The sequence below is a fragment of the Amycolatopsis oliviviridis genome, assembly GCF_014654365.1.
GTDB lineage: Bacteria > Actinomycetota > Actinomycetes > Mycobacteriales > Pseudonocardiaceae > Amycolatopsis > Amycolatopsis oliviviridis.
In genome coordinates this window covers 291,715-317,635 of the sequence record NZ_BNAY01000010.1, presented here as the reverse complement: position 1 = coordinate 317,635, position 25,921 = coordinate 291,715, and the positions used below count along the sequence as shown (strand labels likewise).

The 25,921-nt window shown below is 70.3% G+C and carries 21 protein-coding genes; 14 read left to right on the top strand and 7 right to left on the bottom strand.

Annotated elements, in window-relative coordinates:
* The first annotated feature begins 35 nt into the window (after positions 1-35).
* The 4 genes from IE302_RS35525 (at position 36) to IE302_RS35510 (ending at position 5,249) form a co-directional block, all read left to right on the top strand.
* Positions 36-407: an MmcQ/YjbR family DNA-binding protein gene (locus IE302_RS35525; protein ID WP_191258826.1), complete on the top strand. Its 372-nt coding sequence runs from the start codon at positions 36-38 to the stop codon at positions 405-407.
* 110 nt (positions 408-517) lie between these two features.
* On the top strand, positions 518-1,684 hold the full coding sequence (locus tag IE302_RS35520; RefSeq protein WP_191258825.1) for a sensor histidine kinase: 1,167 nt from the start codon (positions 518-520) through the stop codon (positions 1,682-1,684).
* Positions 1,681-2,343 carry a response regulator transcription factor gene (locus IE302_RS35515; RefSeq protein WP_191258824.1) on the top strand — a complete coding sequence of 221 codons (663 nt, stop codon included), beginning with the start codon at positions 1,681-1,683 and terminating at the stop codon, positions 2,341-2,343. The genes IE302_RS35520 and IE302_RS35515 overlap by 4 nt, the downstream gene beginning before the upstream one ends.
* Entirely contained in the window at positions 2,343-5,249 is a 2,907-nt protein-coding gene (locus IE302_RS35510; protein ID WP_191258823.1) for an AfsR/SARP family transcriptional regulator, read from the top strand. Before IE302_RS35515 ends, IE302_RS35510 begins: the two co-directional genes overlap by 1 nt.
* On the opposite strand, the gene IE302_RS35505 is transcribed toward IE302_RS35510, so the two are convergent.
* Complete coding sequence (locus tag IE302_RS35505) at positions 5,221-5,661, bottom strand: hypothetical protein (protein WP_191258822.1); 441 nt, start codon at positions 5,659-5,661, stop codon at positions 5,221-5,223. The two genes, IE302_RS35510 and IE302_RS35505, sit on opposite strands and share 29 nt — an antisense overlap.
* 96 nt (positions 5,662-5,757) lie before the next feature.
* Entirely contained in the window at positions 5,758-6,414 is a 657-nt protein-coding gene (locus IE302_RS35500; RefSeq protein ID WP_191258821.1) for a TetR/AcrR family transcriptional regulator, read from the bottom strand.
* Positions 6,415-6,530: 116 nt separating this feature from the next.
* Here IE302_RS35500 and IE302_RS35495 point away from each other — a divergent pair, with 116 nt between their 5' ends.
* Positions 6,531-9,224 carry an MMPL family transporter gene (locus tag IE302_RS35495; protein ID WP_191258820.1) on the top strand — a complete coding sequence of 898 codons (2,694 nt, stop codon included), beginning with the start codon at positions 6,531-6,533 and terminating at the stop codon, positions 9,222-9,224.
* Positions 9,224-11,284, top strand: coding sequence for a YhgE/Pip domain-containing protein (locus IE302_RS35490; protein ID WP_191258819.1), 2,061 nt, complete (start codon positions 9,224-9,226; stop codon positions 11,282-11,284). Before IE302_RS35495 ends, IE302_RS35490 begins: the two co-directional genes overlap by 1 nt.
* Before the next feature lie 72 nt (positions 11,285-11,356).
* Here the strand turns inward: IE302_RS35490 and IE302_RS35485 are convergent, their stop codons facing one another.
* Together IE302_RS35485 and IE302_RS35480 are read right to left on the bottom strand one after the other, a co-directional pair.
* A complete protein-coding gene (locus tag IE302_RS35485) occupies positions 11,357-13,777 on the bottom strand; it encodes an ABC transporter permease (RefSeq protein ID WP_191258926.1) in 2,421 nt (806 codons plus the stop codon).
* Positions 13,777-14,505 carry an ABC transporter ATP-binding protein gene (locus IE302_RS35480; RefSeq protein WP_191258925.1) on the bottom strand — a complete coding sequence of 243 codons (729 nt, stop codon included), beginning with the start codon at positions 14,503-14,505 and terminating at the stop codon, positions 13,777-13,779. Before IE302_RS35480 ends, IE302_RS35485 begins: the two co-directional genes overlap by 1 nt.
* 101 nt (positions 14,506-14,606) lie before the next feature.
* Between IE302_RS35480 and IE302_RS35475 the strand changes: the two genes are divergently transcribed.
* The 6 genes from IE302_RS35475 to IE302_RS35450 all read left to right on the top strand — a co-directional run bounded on the left by IE302_RS35475 (position 14,607) and on the right by IE302_RS35450 (position 20,747).
* The gene (locus tag IE302_RS35475; RefSeq protein WP_191258818.1) at positions 14,607-15,278 is read left to right on the top strand and encodes a response regulator transcription factor; all 672 of its coding nucleotides are present in this window, start codon (positions 14,607-14,609) and stop codon (positions 15,276-15,278) included.
* Positions 15,275-16,651 carry an ATP-binding protein gene (locus IE302_RS35470; RefSeq protein ID WP_191258817.1) on the top strand — a complete coding sequence of 459 codons (1,377 nt, stop codon included), beginning with the start codon at positions 15,275-15,277 and terminating at the stop codon, positions 16,649-16,651. The genes IE302_RS35475 and IE302_RS35470 overlap by 4 nt, the downstream gene beginning before the upstream one ends.
* Before the next feature lie 119 nt (positions 16,652-16,770).
* The gene (locus IE302_RS35465; protein ID WP_191258816.1) at positions 16,771-16,977 is read left to right on the top strand and encodes a heavy-metal-associated domain-containing protein; all 207 of its coding nucleotides are present in this window, start codon (positions 16,771-16,773) and stop codon (positions 16,975-16,977) included.
* A 45-nt stretch (positions 16,978-17,022) separates the two neighbouring features.
* Positions 17,023-17,934 (top strand): DUF8832 domain-containing protein, encoded by a 912-nt coding sequence (locus IE302_RS35460; protein WP_191258815.1) that lies wholly within the window; start codon positions 17,023-17,025, stop codon positions 17,932-17,934.
* On the top strand, positions 17,931-20,177 hold the full coding sequence (locus tag IE302_RS35455; RefSeq protein ID WP_191258814.1) for a heavy metal translocating P-type ATPase: 2,247 nt from the start codon (positions 17,931-17,933) through the stop codon (positions 20,175-20,177). The genes IE302_RS35460 and IE302_RS35455 overlap by 4 nt, the downstream gene beginning before the upstream one ends.
* 117 nt (positions 20,178-20,294) lie before the next feature.
* Positions 20,295-20,747 carry an ATP-binding protein gene (locus IE302_RS35450; protein ID WP_191258813.1) on the top strand — a complete coding sequence of 151 codons (453 nt, stop codon included), beginning with the start codon at positions 20,295-20,297 and terminating at the stop codon, positions 20,745-20,747.
* A 6-nt stretch (positions 20,748-20,753) separates the two neighbouring features.
* On the opposite strand, the gene IE302_RS35445 is transcribed toward IE302_RS35450, so the two are convergent.
* Positions 20,754-21,356 (bottom strand): TetR/AcrR family transcriptional regulator, encoded by a 603-nt coding sequence (locus IE302_RS35445; RefSeq protein ID WP_191258812.1) that lies wholly within the window; start codon positions 21,354-21,356, stop codon positions 20,754-20,756.
* Positions 21,357-21,445: 89 nt separating this feature from the next.
* Between IE302_RS35445 and IE302_RS35440 the strand changes: the two genes are divergently transcribed.
* Positions 21,446-22,495, top strand: a complete 1,050-nt coding sequence (locus IE302_RS35440; protein WP_191258811.1) for an NAD(P)-dependent alcohol dehydrogenase — start codon at positions 21,446-21,448, stop codon at positions 22,493-22,495.
* 97 nt (positions 22,496-22,592) lie between these two features.
* Here IE302_RS35440 and IE302_RS35435 read toward each other — a convergent pair whose 3' ends face one another.
* A complete protein-coding gene (locus IE302_RS35435; protein ID WP_229908144.1) occupies positions 22,593-23,480 on the bottom strand; it encodes a CPBP family intramembrane glutamic endopeptidase in 888 nt (295 codons plus the stop codon).
* 55 nt (positions 23,481-23,535) lie between these two features.
* The gene (locus IE302_RS35430) at positions 23,536-24,105 is read right to left on the bottom strand and encodes a TetR/AcrR family transcriptional regulator (protein ID WP_191258809.1); all 570 of its coding nucleotides are present in this window, start codon (positions 24,103-24,105) and stop codon (positions 23,536-23,538) included.
* Positions 24,106-24,180: 75 nt separating this feature from the next.
* Between IE302_RS35430 and IE302_RS35425 the strand changes: the two genes are divergently transcribed.
* Complete coding sequence (locus tag IE302_RS35425; RefSeq protein WP_229908136.1) at positions 24,181-25,920, top strand: ABC transporter ATP-binding protein; 1,740 nt, start codon at positions 24,181-24,183, stop codon at positions 25,918-25,920.
* Position 25,921 lies beyond the last annotated feature (1 nt).

The following is a 25,921-nucleotide window of genomic DNA, read 5'->3' as shown; positions in this document are numbered from 1 at the left end:
GGTTTCTGTCGGTGGGGCGGCCTAGGCTGAATGCCATGAAGCCTGCCGCTCTCAGGAAGCTCTGCCTCGGCTTCCCCGGTGCCCGTGAGGAGTTCCCGTTCGACGAGCACTCCAGTGTGTTCAAGGTCGCGGGCAAGATGTTCGCGCTCAGCCCGCTCAAGGCGAAACCGCTGCGGATCAGTCTCAAATGCGAGCCCGACGTCGCGGTCCGGCTGCGCGCCGAACATCCGGAGATCGTCCCCGGCTACCACATGAACAAGCAGCACTGGAACACCGTCAGCCTGGACGGTTCGCTGACCGACGACTTCGTCCGGGAGATGGTCGAGGACTCCTACGACCTCGTCGTCGCGGGCCTGCCGAAACGGGAACAGGAGAAGCTGAAGTGGGTCGCGCTCAGCCAGGAGTGAGCGCGTCCCGGTTTCCCCGGCCGGTATCGGATCGGCCTCCTACCGTGGGCGGAGACGGGTGCCGCCCGCCGCACGATGACGCGCCTCCCGGCACTTCCTAGTCTTATGGCGTGCTGGAGATCTTGCTGGACCGGTTCCGGGCACGGGTGCAGGTCAGTCTCACCCGGGCCGGACTGAGCCTGCCCTGGTGGGGGGCGCTGTGCGCCAGCGCGGTGAGCTTCGTGTTCACCGCGGTCGCATTGATCCAACGGGACGCCCTGCTGCCGCCCGAGCCGATCGCACTGGCCGGTCTGCTCGTGATCGCGCCGTCGGTGATCTGGGTGACGACCGACTGGATCATGCCGTGGGTGCGCATGACGGCGCTGATCGCCGCCGCCTCGGTCCTGCTCATCGAGCCGGTCCTCCCGGACTTCGCGCCGCTGCTGCTCCTGGTCGCGGCCACCGAAGCGGGCAGTGTCCTGCGGACGACGTGGGGGATCGCGGTCGTCACCGTCGCGGGTGAACTGGTCCTGGTCGTGGCGGGGATCTGGGGCGGGCTGATCGGCGGGCCCGTGTACATGGTCGCGATCCTGCTCGGTCTCAGCGGCGGGCTCATGGTCCGCTGGTACACCAGGGTGCTGGACGCCGAACGCGACAACCGTGACGCTTTCCGGGAAAAGGCCCTGCTCGCCGAACGCCAGCGGATCGCGCGCGAAGTGCACGACGTCGTCGGCCATTCGCTCAGCATCACGCTGCTGCACCTGACCGGGGCCCGGCACGCGCTGCAGCAGGACCGCGACGTCGACGAGGCGATCGAAGCGCTCACCGAGGCCGAACAAGTGGGACGGGCGGCGATGGCCGACATCCGCCGCACGGTCGGCCTGCTCGCCGACACCCCGGCGGGCAGCGCTCCGCTGCCGGGGATCGAGGACATCGAGACGCTGGTGGAACGCACCAGGGTCGCCGGACTGGCGGTGCGCTATACACAGGAAGGCGACCTCGGCCGGGTAGGCGCCTCGGAAGGATTGGGTCTCTACCGGATCGTGCAGGAATCACTGGTCAACGTCGTCAAGCACGCTCCCGGCGCGAACGCGGAGGTCCGGGTGAACGCCGGCCGGTCGGGTGTGAAGCTCATCGTCTCCAACACCCTCGCCGGGACTGCCCGGGGCACCGCCGAGGACGGCTCGGGGCTGGCGGGGATGGCCGTCCGCGCGGCCCAGCTCGGCGCCGACCTCACCGCCGGGCCCCAGGGCAGGCAGTGGATCGTGCAGGTCACCGTGCCGGGAGTCAAGTCATGACCGCCGCGGAGATCCAGGTCCTGCTGGTCGACGATCAGGAACTCGTCCGGTCCGGGCTGCGGCGCATCCTCAGGCGTCGCGACGGGTTCGTCATCGCCGGGGAATGCGGCGACGGTTCGGAAGTGCCCGCCGCGCTGGCCGCGCACGAGGTCGACGTCATCGTGATGGACCTGCGGATGAAGAACGTCGACGGGGTCGAGGCGACCCGGCGGCTGCGGCGGACGGCGGGGCATCCGCCGGTGCTCGCGCTGACCACGTTCGACGACGACAGCCTCCTCGCCGACGCGCTGCGGGCGGGTGCCGCGGGCTACGTCCTCAAGGATTCCCCCGCCGAAGACCTGATCCGCGCCGTGCGGGCGGTCGCCGGGGGCGACGCGTGGCTCGACCCCGGGGTCACCGGCCGGGTGCTCGCGGCCTACCGGCAGGCCGCCGGGAACGGCAGCGGCGGCCGGTCACCCGAACTGCTGACACCGAGGGAACAGGACGTGCTCCGCGCGATCGGCCGCGGGCTGACCAACGCCGAGATCGCCGCGGCACTCGTCATCTCGGAGGTGACCGTGAAAAGCCACATCGGCCGGATCTTCACCAAACTCCAGCTGCGGGACCGGGCGGCGGCGATCGTCTACGCGTTCGATCACGGGATCGTGGTGCCGGGCTGATGATCGACGACGGGGGGATCATGTCCGACTCGCGGCTTCGCTTCGAGGTGCTCGGCCCGTTGCGGGCCTGGCACGGGGAGAAACGGCTGGACCTCGGTCCGGTCCGGCAGCAGGCCGTGCTGGCCGCGCTGCTGCTGCGCCCGGACGTGACCGTCAGCCACCACGAACTCACCGACGGGCTCTGGGAAAAGCCACCGGAGTCGAACGTGCTGCCGGTGTACGTCCGGCGGTTGCGGCAATGCCTGGACACCTCGGGGGAGAAGCCCCGTGACTCGGTGATCGTTTCCGACCGCGGTGGCTACCGGTTCGCCAGCGGCGGGGTGCGGCTGGACGTGTCGCGGCTTGAAGAGGTCGCGGGTGTCGCGTCGGCCGCCGAAGAGGCGGGGGATCTCGTCGCCGCGGTGAACACCTTCGCCGACGCGCTCCGGCTGTTCCACGGCGAGCCGCTGACGGGGTTGCCCGGCGCGTTCGTCCAGGGCGAGCGGCGACGGCTGGAGGAGCGCAGGCTGCTGTTGCTGAGCCGGAAACTGCGGGTACAGCTGAAACTCGGCCGGTTCGACGAGGTGATCGGGGAACTGTCCGCGCTGGTGTCGGCCGACCCGCCGAGCGAGCCGCTGGCCGCGCTGCTGATGCGCGCGCTCTACGGCGGCGGGCGGCAGGCGGAGGCGCTGGAGGTGTTCACCCAGGTCCGCGAGCGGCTGGTGGACCAGCTCGGCGTCGAGCCGGGCGAAGAACTGCGGCAGGTGCAGGATGCGGTGCTGCGCGGGGACGACGCGCAGCTCGGCGTCACGCAGCGCCGGGAGACGCCGCGCCGGATCCGCAACGAACTGCCCGCCACCAACGGCGAACTCGTCGGCAGGGATCGGGAACTCGCGGTGCTCGTCGAGGACGGCGATCCGGAGGCGGTCTCGGTCGACGCCGTCGACGGTGTTCCCGGTGCCGGGAAGACCACGCTCGCGGTCCGCGCCGCCCACCGGCTCCGGGAGTCCTATCCGGACGGTGCGTTGTTCGTGGACCTGCACGGCTACACCGAAGGCCGTGAGCCGGTGACGCCGGAACGCGCACTGCGGCGGTTGCTGCGCGCGGTCGGCGTCGAGGACGGCGCGATGCCGGACGATCTCGACGAACTGGCCGCGTCATGGCGGGCGGCGACCGCGAACCTGCGGCTGCTGCTGGTGCTCGACAACGCCGGGTCCGCCGGGCAGGTGCGGCCGCTGCTGCCGTCCGGGCCGGGCAGCCGCGTGCTGGTGACCAGCCGCCGTCGGCTGTCCGGGTTGGACGCCGATCGCCGCGTTTCCCTCGGTGCGCTGGGTCTCGAAGCGGCGGAACGGCTGCTCGGCCGGATCGTGGGCGCGCCGAGGGCGGAGGGCGAACGGTTCGCCGTCCGCGCGCTCGCCGGACTGTGCGGGCGGCTGCCGCTCGCGCTGCGGATCGCGGGTGCCCGGCTGCAGAACCGTCCGATGTGGACGTTCAAGGACCTGGTGGACCGGATGTCGGACGACGAGCGCAGGCTCGGCGAACTGACCGCCGAGGACCGCAGCGTCGAGGTGGCGCTGCGCCTGTCGTACGAGCAGCTGCGGCCCGCCGAGCAGAACGCGTTCAGCGTGCTCGGCCTGTCACCGACGCCCGAATTCGACCGGCTCTCGGTGGCCGCCCTGCTGGACTGCTCGCCCGCCGAAGCCGAGCGGCGGCTGGAAAGTCTCGTCGACGCGAGCCTCGTGCAGGAACCGGCGAGCGGGCGCTACCGGCTGCACGACCTGGTGGCGGTCTACGCCCGGCGGCTCGCCGGGGAGATGTCCGAGGACGTCGTCGAAGCGGCGCGGGAACGGGTGTACGGGCTGTACGTCAGTGCCGCCCGCCAGGCCAGCGAATGGGGCGTCGCGCGGTTCCCGGTCGAGTCGGGCCGAGGACCGTTCACCGGGCAACGCGACGCTTCCGCTTGGCTGGACGCCGCCGGGGATCTGCCCGATGTGGTCACCCAGGCGGCCGAAGCCGGGCTGGACGGCCTCGCGTGCTCGATCGCCGAGGGACTGGTCGACTATCTCGCGCGCCAGCAGCGGTACCACGAATGCCGGACGGCGCTGCAGGTCGCGCTGCCGCTGGCCGAACAGGCCGAGGACGAACGCCTGATCTCGTCGCTGCGGTTCTGCCTCGGTTACGCCTACGCCATGCAAGGGCAGCTGGACCGGGCGAGAGGCTGGTTCGGCGACGCGTTGCGGGCGGGCCAGGCCTCCGGTGACCGCGGGGTGGAGGCGCGGGCGCTCGGCGGTCTCACCATGGCGGACCTGATCGAGGGGCATCACGAACGTGCGATCCCCGGGATGGAACGGGTGATAGCCATGGCGGACGAGGCCGGGGACAGGTGGATCGCCGAACGGGCGATGTCCGCGCTCGGCTATCTCGCCTATTTGCGGGGTGAGCACGAGGACGCGCTCGTCCACCTCGGCCGTGCCCGTGACCTGAGTGAAGAGATCGGCAGTCCCGGGATGCTGGCGAGGGTGCTGTGCCACAGCGGCACCGTCCGCCTCGAAATCGGCCGATTCGCCGAAGCCGCGCTGGACCTCCGGCGGTCCCTCGAACTCGCCGAGGAGACCACGGACGGCCTGCTGATCGCGACCGATCTCGCCCGGCTCGGCGCCGCGGAACTGGAACTCGGGAACCTCGACGCGGCGTTCGAACTCCAGCGGCGGGCGCTCACGGCGGTCACCGAGGAGACGATCGTCGGGATGGAGTCCGAGATCCGCAACCGGCTCGGCCGTACCCATCTCGCCGCGGGCGATCCGGTCGCCGCGCGGGAGCATTTCGAATGGGTGCTCACCACCCTCGGACCCGACGGGGACCCCCAGCAACGCGCGCTCGCGCTGGAAGGTCTGGACCTCACCAGACAGTCGGCACGCCGGCGTTGACGATCGTGAAGCGATGTCCCGTCATGTCGCGGCGCCACCGCGCGAAGTAGGTGTCGGCGGCGTCGGCCAGGTGTACCCCGGTACGGACTTCGTGGACGACGTACGCCCACTCCGCGGCGTCGCACAGCACCAGGTCCGTGGGCGCGCCGCGCTTGCGGAGCACGGACGAGCAGAGGGCGCCGCGCCTGCCGACACTGCCGTCGTCGAGGCAGCGGCGGAGGTCTTCGACGGCGTGGGCGGCGGTGTCGAACAGTGTCCACCGGTACCTGGGCGCCGGGCGCCCGTCCTCCCACGGCGTGAAGAACGCCGCCCAGCTCCAGCCCGGTCCGACGAGCCCGTCCCGCTCCCCGGGAATCGGCGCGTCGTCCCGGGGTGTCACCATGTTGTACGGGGTCCGGCCGGCTGGGCTCATGCACGTCTCCTCGGGGATTCCCGGACCGCCGGTGCGGATCCGTGCCGGGAACCGTAGGTCGGAGCCATGAAATCCCGATGAAACGCTCGCGACGCCTCAGCTTCGCGCGGGGACGACGAGGGAGGCCATCACCTTCGGGATCAGCTCGCTGACGAACCGGCCGTCGGCGGGGAGTTCGCTGCCGTCCAGCAGGTAGTTCTGCAATCCCTGCTCGTACAGGGCGATCAGCACGAGGACCGCGTCGTCCGGCGAGATCGTCAGTTCCCGGCCCATCCGGTCGAGCGCGCCGACGAGGACTTTGCCGAGCTCGGCGTGGAAGTACCGGAACGCGTCGGCGATCCGGTCGCGGATCTCCGGCTGCCGCAGGCCCTGGGTGCGGAATTCCGCGCACAGCAGATACCAGTCCTTGTCGGCGCTGAGCGCGACCATGAACAGGTCGGCGATCCGCCCGAGGGTGGGGGAGAGGTCTTCGTCCGCGCGGACGACCACCTCGCCGAGCACGCTCTCCGTGGCGTCGTGGAAGCGCCGGAGCCGGACCTCGGTCTCTTCCTGGAACAGGGCGAGGAAGAGGTCTTCCTTCGAGCTGAAGTTCGAGTAGAAGGCGCCGCGGGTGAAGCCGGCGCGCTCGCAGATCAGCTCGACCGGGGTGTCCCGGATGCCGTGTTCGGAGAAGGCCTCGTACGCCGCGTCGATCAGCCGTCGGCGGGTGTCCGCCCGGCGCCTGGTCATGGTGGCGCCCCGCTCCTCGGTCATCTCGCCATTCTTTCGTACGCCCCCGGTTCACCCGGCTGTGGGACAGGATACATCGTGAATCGGATACAGAGTGCATTACGATACGCCATGTATCCAACGAGTGCCGGGAGCCGATCGTGTCGTCATTCCTCTACCGCCTCGGCAGGCTGGCCGCCCGCGGACGTGTCCTGGTCACCGCGTTGTGGCTGGTGATGCTGTGCGTCGCGGGCGGGGCGGCGCTGCTGTTCGGCCAGGGCACCGACGACACGTTCGCGATCCCCGGTTCGGAGTCCCAGGAGGCGCTCGACCATCTCGGCCGGGTCTTCCCGCAGGTGAGCGGGACGTCGGCGCAGCTGGTCGTGCTCGTCCCCGAAGGACAGCGGGCCGATTCCGCCCTCGTGCGAGACGCGGTCACCGCGGTGGTGCCGGAGCTGACCGGGGCACCGCAGGTCTCGACGGTGGTGAACCCTTTCGACGCGGCCGTGCACGACGCCGTGTCCAAGGACGGCCGCGCCGCGCTGGTCACCGTGCAGCTCGACGTCGGGCTGGCCGACATCCAGCCGTCGACCAGGACCGCGCTCGCCGGGATCGCGCAGGACCTGGAGAACCGGATCGGCCACGGCACCGAGGTGCTCACCGGCGGCGACGCGTTCTCGGACAAGGTGCCCAAGCTCAGCCCCACCGAGGGCATCGGCCTCGTCATCGCCCTCGTGGTGCTGCTGATGGTGTTCGGTTCGTTCATCGCGGCGGGAATGCCTTTGCTGACGGCGATCCTCGGCGTCGGCGTCTCGGTGGCACTGGTCTACGCGGCGACGTCGGTGGCGACGGTGTCCTCCACGGCGCCGATGCTCGCGGTCATGCTCGGCCTCGCCGTCGGCATCGACTACGCGCTCTTCCTGCTTTCCCGCCACCGCGACCAGCTCGCCGAAGGCCTCGAAGTCGAGGAGTCCATCGCCAGGGCGACCGCGACCGCGGGATCCGCCGTCATCTTCGCCGGGCTCACCGTGGTGATCGCCCTGCTGGGCCTGTTCGTCGCCGGGATCCCGTTCCTGACCGTGATGGGTGTCGCGGCGGCGGGCGGGGTGGCTGTCGCGGTGATCGTGGCCATCACGCTCATCCCGGCGCTGCTGGGGTTCGCCGGCGAGCGGCTGCGGCCCAGGAAACCGCGCAAGGTGAAGCGTGAGAAGAAGGCGCGGTTCAGCCTGCGCTGGGTCCGGCTCGCCACGAAATCGCCGTGGGTGACGATCGCGCTGATCGTCGGCGTGCTCGCGGTGGCGTCCGTGCCCGCGCTGGATCTCCGGCTCGCCTTGCCGGACAACGGGACCGACGAGGACGGCACCCCGGCCCGCGTCGCCTACGACGTCGTCGCCGAGCATTTCGGACCCGGTTTCAACGGCCCGCTGGTCGTCACCGCGGACATCCTGTCGACCACCGACCCGGTCGGGATCACCAACGGCATCGCCGACGACATCCGGAAGGTCCCCGGCGTCGCCGTCGTCCCGCTCGCCACGCCGAACCCCAAGGGTGACACCGCGATCATCCAGGTCGTGCCCACGACCGGCGCCTACGACGAGGCGACCGACGACCTCGTCGAGCGGCTGCGCTCGATGGAAGGGCAGTTCAAGGACCGCTACGGCGTGCAGACCGCGGTCACCGGGTTCACCGCCGTCGGCATCGACGTGTCCGCGCAGCTCGGCGACGCGCTGCTGCCGTTCGGCATCCTGGTCGTCGGGCTTTCCTTGGTGCTGCTGGCGATGGTGTTCCGTTCGATACTCGTCCCGCTCAAGGCCACCTTCGGCTACTTGCTCTCGATCGGTGCCGCGTTCGGGGCCACGTCGTTCGTGTTCGGACAGGGACATCTGGCCGACGCGCTGGGCGTGACCCGCACCGGCAGCGTGATCAGCTTCCTGCCGATCATCCTGATGGGCGTCCTTTTCGGACTCGCCATGGACTACGAGGTCTTTCTCGTGTCCCGGATCCGGGAGGACTACGTCCATCATGGCGACGCGCACAAGGCGATCGAGACGGGTTTCGTGTCCGCGTCGAGAGTCGTGACCGCCGCGGCGGTGATCATGCTGGGCGTGTTCGCCGCGTTCGTCCCCGACGGCAGCGCCACGATCAAACCGATCGCGTTCAGTCTCGCCGTCGGCGTGTTCGTGGACGCCTTCCTCGTGCGGATGACGCTCGTCCCGGCGATCCTCGCGTTGCTGGGCCCGCGCGCCTGGGGCCTGCCGCCGTGGCTGGACCGCAAACTCCCGGTGTTCGACGCCGAGGGCGACGGACTCGTCCACGAACTCCGGCTCGCGGACTGGCCGGCGCCCGGCTCGCTCGAAGTGATCAGCGCCGCCGGCCTCCGCGTCGACGACGATCGCGGCCGCACCGTCTTCCGCGACCTCGAACTGCACATCGGGCCGGGGGAGATCCTGGCCGTGCACGGTTCGGGTCCGGCGGGCAAGAGCGCCCTGCTGTACGCGCTCGCCGGTCGTGTCCCGCAGGTCCGCGGCGATCTGAAGATCCTCGGCCGGGTGCTGCCGCAGCACGCGCACGCCGTCCGCCGGAACGTCGCCTTCGTCGCCTGCAAGGAAACCGACGATCCCGCCGGCGAAGTCCGCCGCGCGCTCGACGAAGGCGTCGGGCTCGTCTTCCTCGACGACCTGGACACCGTCGTCACCACCGCTCAGCGCGCCGGGTTGAGAGAGGCGTTCGCGAGCCGGGCCGCGACGTTCGCCGTGTCCTGCCAGAGTCTCGCCATCGTTCGGGATCTGCTGCCCACCACCGCCGTCGCGGGCCTCGCCATGGCGCCCGCTCCCGTCCCCGCCGAGGTCCGCTGATGTCCCGCTTCTTCACCGGTTCCGTCCGGGCTACCGCTTTCGGCCCGCTGACCTGGAAGACCTGGCTCGGGATCGTGCTCGTCCCGGTGATCGTCGCGCTCGGGCTGGCCTGGGCGTTCTTCTCGCCCGAGGACAACCACGGCGCGGCCAAGGCCGCAGTGGTCAACACCGACGAGCCGGTCACGGTGAACGGGCAGCTGATCCCGCTCGGCCGTGAACTGGCCGGAAACCTCGTGCACGGCGAGGGTTCCGCGTACACCTGGGTGCTCACCGACGCCGAGGACGCGAAGGAGGGCATGTCCGACGGGACGTACTCGGCGGTCGTGACCATCCCGCCGAACTTCTCCGCCCAGGCCACGTCGACGTCGGGGAAGCCGCTCGACGCGAAGCAGGCGATCATGCGCGTCGAGACGTCGCAGCGCACCGGTCTCGTCGACCCGGTGGCGAGCCGTGAAGTCGCGAACGCGACGCTCACCGCGCTCAACCGGCAGATCGTCGAGACCTATGTGGACAATCTGTACGTCGGTTTCTCCTCGATCCACCAGCAGCTGGCGACCGCGGCCGACGGCGGCGATCAGCTCGTCGTCGGGCTGCGGGGACTGTCCGACGGGACCGGGAAACTCGCCTCCGGTGCCGGGGAACTCGCCGGTGGGGCGGGAAAACTCAGCGGCGCGGCCGGACAGCTGGCGGAAGGCGCTCGCAGGCTCGCGAGCGGGACAGGGCAGCTCGCGACCGGATCCGGCCAGTTGTCGTCAGGGCTGACCCAAGCCGAGAAGGACACCGCCCAGCTGCCCCGGCTGACCCGGGAACTGGCCGACGGGGCGCAGCAGGTCGCGAACGGCAACAAGCAGCTGGCCGACAAGATCTCGCCGCTGGCGGACAAGGTCGTCCGGATCATCGACGCGCTGCCCACGGCAGGCGATTCGGCGCGCAAGTTCGCCGAACTCGCGCGGAAATGCACCGGTGACACCCAGTTCTGCGCCGATCTGAAAGCCGCTTCCGAGAAGCTCACGGCCGACGCCGCGGTCCTCGACGGCAAGCGCGCCGAAATCCGCGACGCCGTCGTGCAGACCAAGAAGGCGGTGCAAGACCTTTCGGCAGGCTCGCAAAAGGTCGCCGACGGGAACAAACAGCTCGCGGACAAGTCGAAGGAACTGGCGGGTGGCATCGGGTCGGCCGCCGCGGGCGCGCGGAAACTCGACGCCGGTGTCGAACAAGCCGATTCCGGCGCGCGTCAGCTCGCCGACGGCTCCGGTCAGCTCGCGGGCGGCGCGACCACCCTGTCCACCGGCGCGGGCGAGCTCGCCACCGGCGCCCGCGCCGCGGCCGACGGCAGCCGGCGCGCCGAATCGGGCGCCTCGGAGCTGGCCAAGGGCTTGAACGACGGCCGGGGCAAGGTGCCCGACTACACCCAGGCCGAACGCGAGCACCTCAAGCAGGTCGCCGCCACCCCCGCGATCGCCGACCCGGCGGGTTCGGGCACGTTCGGCGAAGGCGCGGTGGCGCTGATCCTCGTGCTGGCACTGTGGGTGTGCGCGCTGGCGACGTACCAGGTGATCCAGGCGGTGCCGCCGAGCGTGCTCACCACCCGCGAACCGAGCTGGCGGATCATCCTCGCCGCGGCAGTCCCGGGCGCGACGCTCGCGGTGCTGACCGCGCTGATCCTGACCGGCGTGTTCTGGGCGTTCCTCGGGCTGAGTTTCGGCAAGGCGATGACCTTGCTGGTGGTGCTCGTGCTCGCGGCCGGGACGTTCACCGTGGTCAACCAAGCGCTGGTGGCGATCTTCAAACGTCCCGGCCGCTTCGCCGCCCTCGCGATCCTCGTCCTGACTGTCGGCGCTTCGCTGGTCTCGACGGTGCCGGGGTTCTTCGGGACCGTGCTGGGGATCCTGCCGACGAACGGCGCCCTGGTCGCTTTGCGGTCGCTGCTGACGGGGACCGACGGGCTCACGGCCGGGATCGTGCAGTTGGTGGTGTGGCTGGGAATCGGGACACTGGCGATGATCCTGGTGACCGATCGGCGGCGGTCGCTGCCGGGACGGGAACTGCGCCTGGCTTGAGCGGGTCGTGAGTGGTAAGTGTCGTTCTAACCCCACTTGCCACTCACGACCACCCCGACCCAGACGCTCCTCTCAGTCGGCCGCCAAACCTGCGGTGACCGAAACCCGCCTAGATCGCCGGGCAGGGAACCAGGCCGCCAGCGGAGCCGCGACGAGGGCGGCCGCCACCAGGACTCCCAACCGCCCCCAAGGCGGCGCGAACACGATCGGCTCACCGCCGCCCGAGGCCACCTCTGTGATCAGCCAGGCGGACGCGATCCCCACCAGCAGCCCGCAGGCGGTACCGAGGAGCGCGACGAACACCGACTCCGTCGTCAGCGCGGCACCGAGCCCGCCGCGGGTGAGACCGAGCGCGCGCAGCAGCGCCGATTCCCGCGTCCGCTCCAGCACCGACAGCGAAAGCGTGTTCGCGATACCGGCGAAAGCGATCAGCACCGCCAGCGCGGTCAGCGCCCACAGGAGGTTCAGCGTGTCCCGCAGCGGCGCGGCGGCTTCTTCCTTGATTTCGTCGAAACCGCTCAGTTTCGCGAGCGGCGTGCCGGACAGCGCCTGTTCCAGAGCGGGCCGGGCCTGATCGGGATCGGTGGTCTTGACGAGCACGCTCCCGTCGTAGCTTTCGTCGTTCAGGGCGATCGACCGCTGCTCCGCGAGATCGACCAGCGCGAACCCCAGATCGACCCCTGGCGCGTCCACGTTGTCGTAGATCGCGACCACGCGCAGGGAGCGCACGGCGCGGCCGACGGTAAGGCCGGTCTGGTCCGCGAGTTCCTTGCTGATGGCGATCTCACCGGGACCGAGCCTGCCGAGACGACCGGAGAGCACCGCCGGGCGCAGCAGGTCGCCGCTGACGGCGGTCAACTGATACTTGCCGTACTCGCCGAGGTCGCCCGAGAACGAGCGGCGGACCGAGGTGGCGGTCACGCCGGGCACGGCCGCGAGGGTGTCCGCGAGGGTGGCGGGGAGTGGTCGTGTCGTGATCACCGAAGAGACGGTGAAATCGGCGGCGAGCTGTTCGTCCAGTCCCCGGCTCCGGCCCGCTTCGACGCCCGCGGCCACGGTGCTCGCCAGCGCGACGACGGCGAGCCCGATGGTGAGCGCGGCCGCGCTGGCGGCGGTGCGTTTGGGGTTGCGGCCGGCGTTGAGCGCGGCCAGATCGGCGGGCTGTCCTGGCACGAGCGCGCCGAGCGCCCGGACGACGGGGCCCGCCACCAGCGGTCCGGCGGCCAGTGTCGCGCCGAGCAGCGCGACCATCGCCGCCATGGCGAGAGCGGCGCCGTCGTCCACGGTGGACTGAAGTGCCAGTGCGCCGGAACCGATACCCGCGGCGAGCAGGATCAGCGCGACGACGGTGCGAAGCCGTCCGGCGCGCTTGGCTTCGGTGGGCGTCCGGAGTGCTTCGATCGGCGCGACCCTGGTCGCGGACCACGCCGGGAGGGCCGCCGCGAGCGCGGTCACCAAGATCCCGATGGCCAGGGCGGCGACCACCGTCCGGGTGGTCAAGGGGAGGTACACGGTCTCCTGACCCGTGACGGCCTGCAGCGCGGCGGCGACACCCAGCCCGCCGAACAGCCCGGCCGCGGACGCGACGGCGCCCACCACCGCCGCCTCGGCGAGCACACTGCCGAAGATCTGTCGTTTGCCGGCGCCGACACAGCGCAGCAAGGCGAGCTCGCGCGATCGCTGGGCCACGAGGATGGTGAAGGAGTTGGTGATCACCATCGCGGCCACCACCATGGCGAGGACGGCGAAAGCGGTGAAGAACTTCGCCAGACCGGCCGCGTCCGGCGCGGTCTCCCGCAGCAGCCGCGCCGCGGCCTCTTTCCCCGTGACGACCGAGACTCCCGGTGTCTTCTTGAGCTCCGTCACGAGCTGTGCCTGGCCGACGCCGGGCGTGGCCCGCACGACGATCCGGCCGAACGTCGCCGCCGGGTTCAGTTCCCGCAGCGTTTCCCGCGATACGAGCAGATTCGTCCCACCGAGACCGGCGGGGCGGTGGAACGTCCCGACCAGCGTCAGCGTGTGACGGCCACCGGTTTCGTCCAGCACGGTCACGGGCTTGCCCAGCACGAAGCCTTCGGCGCTGTCTCGCTCCAGTGCGATTTCCCCTGCGGCAGTGGGGAAACGGCCCTCCGCGAGGTCGTACGGGCGCAGCTTCTCGTCGGTGCTCGACGCGGTCGCGGCGGCGTCTCGCGGACGTCCGTCGGGGCCGAGCATCGGCGCGCTGACGGTGGCCCGGCCCTCCGCGGCGGCGACACCCGGAACCCGACGGATCTTCTCCAGCGTCGTGTCGTCGAGGTCGGCGCCTCGTTTGGCCTCGATCGACGCGTCCACCCCTCGCGTCTCGTAGGCGACCGCTTCCCGCAGTCCCGCGCCGACGGCGTCGCTGAGCACGAAGGAACCGGCCACGAAGGTCACGCCGAGGGTGACGGCGACGGCCGACAGCAGCAGCCGCAGCGGCCGGGCCTTGAGCCCGGCGAGCACGGTGCGCAGCATCACGCCCCCAGCCCGGTGAGCGCGCCGAGCACGGCGTCGGCGGTCGGCCGGGGGATCCGCGCCGCGATCCGGCCGTCGGCCAGCAACACCCCGTGATCGGTGTACGAAGCCGCGACCGGGTCGTGGGTCACCATCACCACCGTCTGGCCGAGTTCGCGGACCGACGTGCGCAGGAAGTCGAGCACCTCGGCACCGGAGCGCGAATCGAGGCTGCCGGTGGGCTCGTCGGCGAATACGACGTCGGGCCTGCCGACGAGTGCGCGGGCACACGCAACCCGCTGCTGCTGGCCACCGGAGAGCTCGCCCGGCTTGTGCTTAAGGCGCTGCCGGAGGCCCAGGGTGCCGACGACGGTTTCGAACCACGCCGGATCCGGGCGGCGACCCGCGAGGCGGAGCCCGAGCAGGATGTTCTCCTCGGCGTTCATCGTCGGCAGGAGGTTGAACGACTGGAAGACGAAGCCGACCCGGTCGCGGCGAATCCTGGTCAGCTCGGCGTCGGACAGACCGGTGAGCTCGGTCCGTCCGATGTGGACTCGTCCACTGTCGACGGTGTCCAGTCCGGCGAGACAGTGCATGAGGGTCGATTTCCCCGAACCCGACGGACCCATGATCGCGGTGAACCGGCCGCGCGGGAAGTCCAGCGACACGTGATCCAGCGCCCGGACCGCCGTGTCGCCCCGGCCGTAGACCTTCGAGACATCGATCGCGCCCGCGGCGGGACCGTCCATGGTGTTCATGCCACGAGCATGGCGGGAAGCACCTGAACGGATCCTGAAACAACCTGAAGAACGCTTCAGGAAGACCCGCGGCGATCTGCGAAGATCAGGGTATGCGCGTGCTCGTGGTGGAAGACGAAATGCGGTTGGCCGAGACCCTCCAATGGGGACTCGAGGCCGACGGCTACGCGGTCGACCTGGCCCACGACGGTCTCGAAGGGCTCGAACTCGCGCAGCTGTACCCGTATCAGGTGATCGTGCTGGACATCATGCTCCCGAAACTCAACGGCTACCGCGTCTGCGCGGCGCTGCGGGAACGCGGGGTGACCACGCCGATCCTCATGCTGACGGCGAAGAACGGCGAGTACGACGAAGCCGAGGCGCTCGACACCGGCGCCGACGACTACCTGAGCAAGCCGTTCTCCTACGTCGTGCTCACCGCCCGGCTGCGGGCCCTCACCCGCCGCGGCGCCGCGGGCTCGGCGGGCGTGCTGGAATTCGGCGATCTCGTGCTGGACCCGGCGAAGCGGACCTGCCGTCGCGCCGGGACGCCGGTTTCGCTGACTACCAAGGAGTTCGCGGTCCTCGAATGCCTGCTGCGGCACGGCGGCCTGCTCGTGACGAAACGCGACATCCTCGACCAGGTCTGGGATCTGGCCTACCGGGGCGACCCGAACATCGTCGAGGTCTATGTGAGCGCGCTGCGCCGCAAACTGGACGCGCCGTTCGGGCGGCACACCATCGCGACCGTACGCGGCGCCGGCTACCGGCTGGTGACCGGATGACCGGTTGGTGGCCCTCGTCGGTGCGGCGGAGCACCGCGCTCTCGGCGGCACTGCTCTGTGCGGTCGTGTTCACCCTCGGCTGGCTGGGCACTCGCGAGCTGCTGAGCTCGCGACTGTCGAACAGCGCTGTCAACGCGACGCGTGCCGAGCTGGCCCGGCTGGCCGACAGCTACCGGATCGGGCAGCCGGTGCCGCCCGCCGGTGACGCCCTGTTCGAAGTGGTCGACGACTCCGGGCGGCCGGTGGCGAGCAGTGAGAACCTGCGCCGCTGGGATCCCGCGTGGACGCCGTTGCCGCCCGCGCCCGCCGGGGCGACCGCGGACTGGGGGATCACCACCAAGGCCACGCTGAGGCCCGGTGACCATCCACAGTGGCGCGAATACCGCGAATACACCGTGGTGGGCAAGGTGATCGACAGCGGCGGGCAGCGGCTCACCGTCTATCTGTTCGTCCTGCCGTGGGACACCCTTCAGACGCTGGGCACCTTCGACGACACCCTGGTCTTCTTCGTCCCGCTCGCGGTGCTGATCACCGCGCTGGCCGCCTGGCTCGCCGCCGGGCGGGCACTGCGTCCGGTGGAGGCGATCCGCCGCGAGCTGGCCGAGGTCAGTGGGAGCAGGCTCGACCGCCGGGTCCCGGTGCCCCCGTCCCGGGACGAGGTCGCGCGGCTCGCCACCACCACGAACGCGACCCTCGACAGGCTTCAGCAAGCCTATGACCAGCAGGAACGGTTCGTCGCCGACGCCAGTCACGAACTGCGCAGCCCGCTCGCGAACCTCCGCACCGGGCTGGAGGTGGCGCTCACCCACGCCGATCGCGCGGATTGGCCCGCCGTCGCCCGGCAGTCGCTGCTCGACGTCCAGCGGCTGCAACGCATCACGGCGGATCTCCTCCAGCTGGCCGTCGACCCGGCCGAAGTCCCCGCGCCGGACGGCGTCGTCGACCTCGCCGACGTCGTGGGGGAGCAGGTCGCCGAACGCGCGCTCGAACCCGGACCCGCCGTCGTGTCCGATGTGGACGGTCCGGTGCCGGTGTCCGGTGAACCCGTCCAGCTGGAACGCCTGCTGCGGAACCTGCTCGACAACGCGGTGCGGCACGCGAGCTCGTCGGTCACCGTGCGGCTCCGGCGTGAGGCGGGGGAGGCGGTCCTCGAAGTGATCGACGACGGTCCCGGCATTCCTGTCGCCGACCGCGAGCGCGTCTTCGACCGCTTCGCGCGGCTGGACGACGCCCGCGCGCGGGACGCGGGAGGGACCGGGCTCGGCCTCACGCTCGCGCGGGACATCGCCGTCCGGCACGGCGGATCCCTGCGAGTGGCGGATGGCGACCCAGGTGCGCGGCTGATCGCCCGTCTACCCCTCAGGGGTATGTGACGAGCGTCGCTCTCCGATACCCCTCTGGGGTACCGTCAGACTCTTGCAGTACCCCCCTAGGGTATGTACGTTGAGTCCATGAGCGGCACACGGCCGCCTGGACAGCGAGGAGAGCCACGATGAGCGAGACCACCTACACCGTCACCGGGATGACCTGCGGCCACTGCGCGACCTCGGTCACCGAAGAGGTCTCCAAGATCGACGGCGTCACCGACGTCCGGGTCGATCTGCCCACCGGCGCGGTGACCGTCACCGGTTCCCGTGAACCCGCGGCCGCGGACATCCGCGCCGCCGTCGAAGAAGCCGGATACCAGCTGACCGCCTGAGCGGCTCCACGATCGCGGGTGGCACCCGCACTAAGGACTTGCACGATGAACACAGCAGCGAAGCTCTCCGCCTACGGTGTGGTTCTCGCCCTGGTCGCCGGTGGCGGCTGGGCGACCGGCACCGCTGTCGGTCCGCATCCCGGCGCCGCCGGCGTGCCCGGTGGTGAGGACACCGGACACTCGGACACCCACGGCGGCACCGTCGCGGAAGCAGCGCACGGCAAGCAGGACCACGAACCCGCCGGGCTCGCGTCGACCAGGGGCGGCTACACCCTCACGCCCACCAGCACGATGCTCACTCCCGGCACGACGGCCCCCTTCACCTTCCGGATTCTCGGCGCCGACGGCGCGCCGGTGACCGCCTACGACGTCGAACACGAAAAGCGGATGCACCTCATCGTCGTCCGCCGCGACACCGCGGGCTTCCAGCACGTCCACCCCGAACTCGGCGCGGACGGCACCTGGACCGTTCCGCTGACCGTCGGCGACGCGGGGGTCTACCGCGTCTTCGCCGACTTCAAGCCCAGCGGCGGCGAGGCGACGACCCTGGGGGCCGACCTCTTCGCCGGCGGCGACTTCCGGCCGGCCGGCTACCGGCCTTCGCATGTCGCGGAGGTCGACGGTTACCAGGTCCACCTCGACGGCGAACTCGCGCCGGGCACGTCGTCGAAGGTGACGCTCACCGTCACCAAGAACGGTCGCGAGGTCACCGACCTCCAGCCGTACCTGGGGGCCTACGGACATCTGGTCGCGCTGCGCGGTGGTGACCTCGCGTACCTGCACGTCCACCCGGACGGCGAACCCGGTGACGGCCGGACCGCGGCAGGTCCCACGGTCACCTTCTTCGCCGAGGTCCCGACGGCGAGCACCTACCGGCTGTTCCTGGACTTCCAGCACGAGGGCAAGGTCCGCACCGCCGAATTCACCGTTGCGACAGGGGAAGGGAGCCACCGATGAGCACGGAAACCGCCCGGGTGGCCGACGCCGAGGTCGAACTCGCGATCACCGGGATGACCTGCGCCTCGTGCGCCATGCGCATCGAGCGGAAGCTGAACAAACTCGACGGTGTCACCGCGACGGTCAACTACGCCACGGAGAAGGCGAAGGTCAGCTACCCGGCCGACGTCGAGCCGCGGCTGCTGATCGAACAGGTCGAGGCGGCCGGATACTCGGCCACGTTGCCCGCGGTGGAGAAGGAAGAAGCCGTCGCGGACGAGCACGACCCGATCGCGCCGTTGCGGCAGCGGCTGATCGGATCCGCCGTGCTGTCGGTGCCGGTGATCCTGCTCGCGATGGTGCCGGCGCTCCAGTTCACCTACTGGCAGTGGATCTCGCTGACGCTGGCCGCGCCGGTGCTGGTGTGGGCGGCGTGGCCGTTCCACAAGGCGGCGTGGGCGAATCTGCGGCACGGTGCGGCCACAATGGACACTTTGATCTCGATGGGGACGCTCGCCGCGTTCCTGTGGTCGTTGTACGCCTTGCTGTTCGGCACGGCCGGGACGCCGGGGATGACGCACCCCTTCGAGCTCACCGTGCAGCGGATGGCGGGCGACGGCAACATCTATCTCGAAGTCGCCGCCGGTGTCACGACGTTCATCCTCGCCGGACGCTATTTCGAGGCGCGGTCCAAGCGGCGGGCTGGAGCGGCGCTGCGCGCGCTGCTCGAACTCGGCGCGAAGGACGTCGCGGTGCTCCGTGCGGGCAAGGAAGTGCGCGTCCCGATCGGCGAACTCGCGGTGGGCGAGGAATTCGTGGTGCGGCCGGGGGAGAAGATCGCGACCGACGGCGTGATCACCGAAGGCGCGTCGGCGGTCGACGCGAGCATGCTCACCGGTGAGAGCGTTCCGGTGGAGGTCGTCCCTGGCGACACGGTGGCGGGCGCGACGGTCAACGCGGGCGGCAGGCTCGTCGTCCGCGCCACCCGGGTCGGCGCCGACACACAGCTGGCACAGATGGCGAAGCTCGTCGAGGCCGCCCAGACCGGAAAGGCTCAGGTACAACGACTCGCGGACCGGGTGTCGGCGGTCTTCGTGCCGATCGTGATCGCGCTCGCCGTCGGCACGCTGATGTTCTGGCTGGGCACCGGCGGTTCGGTCGCGGCCGCGTTCACCGCGGCGGTCGCCGTGCTGATCATCGCCTGCCCGTGCGCCCTTGGCCTGGCGACGCCGACCGCGCTGCTCGTCGGCACCGGCCGGGGTGCTCAGCTCGGGATCCTGATCAAGGGCCCGGAAGTGCTGGAATCGACCCGTGCGGTCGACACCGTCGTCCTCGACAAGACCGGCACCGTGACCACGGGGCAGATGTCGCTGGTGGCGGTCCACGTCGCCGACGGTGTCGACGAGGAGACGACACTGCGGCTCGCCGGCGCGCTGGAGAACGCGTCGGAGCACCCGATCGCGCAGGCCATCGCCCGCGCGGCACGGGAACGCACCGGGGAACTCCCGGCCGTCGAGGAGTTCACCAGCATCGAAGGCCTTGGCGTGCAAGGGATCGTCGACGGCTCGGCGGTGCTGGTCGGCCGGAACGCCTTGCTGGAGCAGTGGAGTCACCACCTGACGCCCGAGCTGGCGGAAGCCAAGGCCGCCGAGGAGAAGCTCGGCCGGACGGCGGTCGCGGTCGGCTGGGACGGCGAAGCCAGGGCGGTCCTGGTCGTCGCGGACACCGTGAAACCGTCGTCCGCCGAGGCGATCGCCCGGTTGCGGGGGCTGGGGCTGACCCCCGTGCTGCTCACCGGCGACAACGAGGCCGTCGCCAACGCGGTGGCCGCCGAGGTCGGGATCGGCACGGTGATCGCCGAGGTGCTGCCGAAGGACAAGGTCGACGTCGTCAAACGGCTCCAAGTCGAGGGCAAGGTCGTGGCGATGGTCGGGGACGGCGTCAACGACGCGGCCGCGCTGGCCCAGGCCGATCTCGGCCTGGCGATGGGCACCGGCACCGACGTCGCCATCGAGGCCGGGGACCTGACCCTGGTCCGCGGTGACCTGCGGGCGGCGGTGGACGCGATCCGGCTTTCCCGGCGGACGCTGCGCACCATCAAGGGCAATCTGTTCTGGGCCTTCGCCTACAACGTGGGCGCGCTGCCGCTGGCGGCGGCGGGCCTGCTCAACCCGATGATCGCCGGTGCCGCGATGGCCTTCAGCTCGGTCTTCGTGGTGTTCAACAGCCTGCGCCTGCGCGGGTTCCGGAGCATCGCCGCCTGACGAGGGACGCCCGCCGGTCCTCGTGTCGGATTCGACACGGGTTGACCGGCGGGCGTTCTGGGTAACCCGAATGTGCGACTTCAGCAGGGAGGTCGTGTGACGGGGAAGGGTGGCTCCATGATCAGTATCGCGGAGCATCCGGTGCCGGGAACCTGGGTGCTTGACCTGCGAGCCACGACGCCACGGGCGTTGCCGGACATGCGCGCCTGGGTGGTCAGATGCCTGCCGGATCTCGGCGAAGGCCATCGTGACGACGTCCTGCTGGCGGCGACGGAACTGGTCGCCAACGCCTACGTGCACGGTGGTGGTGCTCGCCACATCCAGCTGTGGCGAGGTGTCACGCCCTGCGCCGTCCGCATCGAGGTCGCGGACGTCAGCATCGAGCAGCCCCGGGCGCGGTGTTCGCAGATCGAGGACCCGCGCGGACGCGGGTTGCTCGTCGTCGACGGGGTCGCGGTGCAGTGGGGCGTCCGGCGTGAGCCGGTGCGCGGCGGGAAGATCGTCTGGGCGCACATCCGCTGCGACGGCGGCTGCCCGGAAGCGCTTCCGCGGGGGCGCGCGAAGCGCTGATCCGGGTCAGGCTTTCGTGCGGCCCTCGATGGCGGCGCGGGCGGCTTCCACCGACTTCCGGACGACCACCTCGGTGGAGTAGCCCTGCTTCGTGAAGACCCCGTCGAGGTAGAACGTGCCGTAGCCGTGCGCCTGCGTGAACAGCTGCTCCATCAGTTCGAGCCCGTCCTGCGGCCGGTCGGCGACGGTGAGGCAGAGCATGACGAACTGGTCGGTCAGGCGGCGGGTCTGTTCGTGCAGTGCGGCGTGCTCCGGCCCCTGCAGGCCGTCCGAGTAGATGATGTTCATCCCCGCCCGGCGTTCGATCAGGTACCCCGTATACGCGCCGGCGGCGGCCGCGAGTGCGGCGACGGGCTCGCTCTCGGCCTCGATCGCGTCGTGCACCCGGTCGGCCAGCTGGCAGGCGACGGTGGCCGCGATCGCGGCCAGCAGGCTCTCCTTGTCCGCGAAGTGCCGATAAGGCGCGCCGGGGCTGACCTTCGCGCGCCTGGCGACCTCGGCGACGGAGAACGCGCCCAGGCCCTGCTCGGCGATCAGGTCGAGCGACACCCGCACGAGTTCGGCGCGAAGGTCGCCGTGGTGGTACTTGCCGCCCATGTCGTGGATCACACCGTCCCGGTCGCGGAATATGTAAGAGCCCTCTTACGCTAGATGTAAGTGACCTCTTACATGGTCTCACTGTTTCCACGGAGGGTTTCATGACGACGACCACGCATGCCATCGCCGCGCCGTCCCCGGGCGCCGCACTGTCGCCGACGACGATCGAGCGTCGCGAACTGCGTCCGGACGACGTGCTGATCGACATCGCGTACGCGGGGATCTGCCACAGCGACATCCACCAGGTGAAGGAGGACTGGGGCAGCGCGATCTTCCCGATGGTGCCCGGTCACGAGATCGCCGGCGTCGTCGCCGCGATCGGCTCGGACGTGACGAAGTACCAGGTCGGGGACCGGGTCGGGGTCGGCTGCATGGTCGACTCCTGTGGCGAGTGCGAGTACTGCCTCGCGGGCACCGAGCAGTTCTGTGTCCAGGGCAACATCCAGACCTACAACGGAGTCGGCTTCGACGGCGAGAACACCTACGGCGGCTACAGCCGTCAGATCGTGGTGAAGGACGGTTTCGTCTGTCGGATCCCGGAGGGGATCGGCCTCGACATCGCCGCGCCGCTGCTGTGCGCGGGCATCACCACCTACTCCCCGCTGAACCGCTGGGGCGCCGGACCGGGCAAGAAGGTCGCCGTCGTCGGCCTCGGCGGGCTTGGCCACATGGCGGTCAAGATCGCGGTCGCCATGGGCGCCGAGGTCACCGTGCTCAGCCAGAGCTTGAAGAAGCAGGAAGACGGCCTGAAGCTGGGCGCGAAGGACTACTTCGCGACCGGTGACGCGTCGACGTTCCAGACGCTGCGCGGCCGCTTCGACCTGATCCTCAACACCGTTTCGGCGACGCTGCCGATCGACTCCTACCTCGGCATGCTGCGGGTCGGCGGCGCGATGGTGAACGTCGGCGCGCCCGGCGAACCGCTGTCCTACAACGCTTTCTCGCTGCTGGGCGGGAACAAGGTGCTCGCAGGCTCGATGATCGGCGGGATCGCCGAGACCCAGGAGATGCTCGACTTCTGCGCCGAGCACGGGATCGGCGCGGAGATCGAGACGATCTCGGCCGACCAGGTGAACGTCGCCTACGACCGGGTCGAGAACAGCGACGTCCGCTACCGGTTCGTCATCGACGCGGCGACCATCGGCGCGTAACTCGCGTGACTGGGCACGGAACTCACGTGATCGGGGACCGCACACTCGAGTGCGGCCTCCAGTCACGTGAGTTCCGTCCCTGATCACGCGAGTCACGTCACATCAGCAGCAGGGGCAGGGTGTTCATCGCGGTGTGCGCGGCGATCGGTGCCCACAGGTTGCGGTAGCGCGACCACAGGTAGCCGGTGAACAGGCCGAAGAACCCTTGGAACGCCACGATCGCGCCCAGCGTGAGCGGAAGCGTTCCCTGGCCGTGCGTCGGCAGGTGCAGCCACGCGAACAGCAGTGACGCCAGCAGGATTCCGGGCCAGCGCCCGAAAAGCGCTTCCAGCCTGGTCTGCAGCATGCCGCGGAAGAAGACCTCTTCGAGGACGTTCGCGGTGAAGAACGTCAGTGTCGCGCCCACCGCGAGGATCACCGGGTCGGGATAGTCCTCCGCGCTGGGTAGCGGCGGCGCGAGCGGTCCCAGGACATACAGCCAGCCGAACACGAGCACCGCCGGGATCGGCGCGAGCCACTGCCAGGTCTGCCGGGGCCGCCACGTGAGCCGGAACGGATCCGGTTCTCCCCGGGGGCGCAGGATTCGCAGAAGAAACAAGGGCAGCGCCAGGAACACGAGCGGCTTCGCGAGCGCCCAGATGTCGCGGACCAGCGCGTGCTGTCCCGCCGAGGACACCAGGAACAACGCGAGCGGCCACAGGAAGGCGATCAGCGCCAAGGCCGTCGCCTGCCTGCGCAGCACGCGCCGGTCGGTCGACGGCGGGAGCAGTCTCGGCGCGTGGAGCGGGATCCCGTGGATCAGCAGGATCCCGGCCAGCGCCGGAATCAGTGCGCCCGCCAGGGAAAGCTCCTTGGCCGAATCCGCGGACGGCTTGATCGTGTCGTGCCCGGTCGCCAGCAGCAGCGCGGGAGCGGCCACGAAGACCGCGAGCCCGCCGAAGAGGATTCCCCAGGCGGCACCCGTGCGGGTGCCGGTTTTTTCCATCACCGGGAAAGGATCATCGACGCGGCGCGCGCCCGCGTCATCCCTTCGGAGGATCTCAGCCGACCGCGATGACCTTTTCCAGGCTGCGCAAGCACAACGTGAGCGCTTCGTGCTTCGGTGTCTTCTCGCGCACCAGGCCCCAAGCCGTGTAGAGCAGGCTCCACAGCAGTTGCAGCAGCCATTCCTTCGTCATCGCAGGGTCGATCGTGCCCTCGGCGTGCCCGCGTTCGATGACCCGCAGCAGGGCGCGGTCGTCGTCGCTCTCCTCTTCCCATTCGGGCCTGGTCATCAGATCCGGCATGGTGAACAGCAGCTGGAAGACGTCGCCGTGCTCGAAGTACTCCTGGCACAGCCGCGCCAGCACGGCGGGGGCCGGGCCGTCGTCGAGCCGGGCCCGTTCGGTGGACTGGGAGATCTTGTCGAGCGCGTCGTGGCTGACGGCGTCGATGAGGTCCGAGCGCTCCGCGAAATACCGGTGCACGGTGGTGCGCCCGACGTTCGCCGCCGCCGCGATGTCGGCCAGCGTGGCGCCCGGTTGCTTCGTCAACGTCTCGATGGCCGCGTCCAGGATCGCGCGCCGGGTCCTCGCCCGGACACCCGTCTCGGTGACCACACCCTCACTCATGGCCGGTACCGTACCTCGCCCTCCGATAGGGAACTCGCTTGACGATTTTAGAACACGCGTGTTCCATTGAGAACCATGAACACTCCACGCTTGAAAGTGCTGTGGTCGTTCGCGCGACCGCACAAGGGGGCACTCGCGATCGGCCTCGTACTCGCCCTGCTCGGCTCCGCGACGGGTCTCGCGACGCCCATGGTCACGAAGTGGGTGCTCGACTCGCTCGGTTCGTCGGCGTCGCTGACCGGACCGGTGCTGGCGTTGCTCGGCCTCATGCTGGTGGGCTCGGTGATCTGGCTGACGCAGTGGATCCTGCTCGGCACGGTCGGTGAGCGGGTGGTGCTGCAGGCGCGGGAATCGATGGTGCGGCGCTTCTTCCGCGCGACCATCCCGGCGATCACCAAGCGGCCCACGGGGGAACTGGTCACCCGCGTCACCTCGGACACGGTGCTGCTGCGCGAGGCGGCGTCGTCCAGCGTGATCGGCCTGATCAACGGCGTGGTCATGCTCATCGGCACCCTGGTCCTGATGAGCGTGCTCGACCCGGTGCTGCTGGGGACGACGGTGGCGGCCGTGCTCGTGGTGATCGCGCTGTTCGCGTGGCTCATGCCCGCCATCGCGAAGGAACAGGAGAAGGCGCAAGACCGGGTCGGCCGTCTCGGCGGCGTGCTGGAGGGCGCGCTGCGGGCGATCCGGACGGTGAAGGCCAGCCGCGCCGAAACCCGGCAGTCCGAGCGGATCCTGGTCGACGCCGAGGCCGCCACCGTGCACGGTGTCCGCGCGGTGCGGCGGGAGGCGGTCGCCTGGGTGGTGGCCTGGTCGGGGATCCAGGGCGCGATCCTGGTGATCCTCGGCCTCGGCGCCTGGCGCGTCGACGCCGGCCTGCTGGAGGTGTCGAGCCTCATCGCGTTCCTGCTGTACGCCTTCGCGCTGATGGAGCCGATCACCGAACTGAGCCAGAACATGACCGCGTTGCAGGCCGGGATCGCCGCGGCGGGGCGGATCCGGGACATGGACGCGCTGGAAGTCGAAGAGGACAAGGCTTCCGCGCCACCGGAGCGGGCGGGCGAGCAGGACGGCCCGGTACTGGAACTGCGTGAAGTGACCGCGGGTTACGGCGGCGAGCCGGCCCTGCGGGACGTCTCGCTGAAAATCCCGAGACGCGGGCACACCGCGATCGTCGGGCCGTCCGGCGCGGGCAAGACCACGATGCTTTCGCTGATCATGCGGTTCGTGTCGCCACAGTCGGGTTCACTGCTGCTGGACGGGCTCGACTACACGGACCTGCCGTACGCGGAGGTGCGGAAGCGGCTGGCCTACGTCGAGCAGGAGACGCCGATCGTGCCGGGCACGATCCGGGAGAACCTGCTCTTCACCCATCCGGACGCGACCGAGGAGGAGGTGCGGCGGGTGCTCGCCGAAGTCCGGCTGAGCGACAAGATCGCCGCGCTCGACGACGGTCTGGACACGCCGCTCTCGTCGACGTCGGTGTCCGGTGGGGAACGCCAGCGAATCGCGCTGGCCAGGGCGATCCTGCGGACACCGGACGTCGTGCTGCTCGACGAGGCGACCGCGCAGGTCGACGGCCGGACCGAGAGCGCGATCCACGACTGCATCCGGCGGCTGGCAGGCGAAGGCGCCGTGGTCACCGTGGCGCACCGGCTGTCCACGGTGATCGACGCGGACACCATCGTGGTGATGGAGGACGGCCGCGTGCGGGCGAGCGGCAGTCACGAGCGGCTGTTCGCCACCGACACGCTGTATCGCGAATTGGTGGAAGCGCTGCGGATCGCGGGGGAGGAGGTCCCGGTACCCGGCTGAT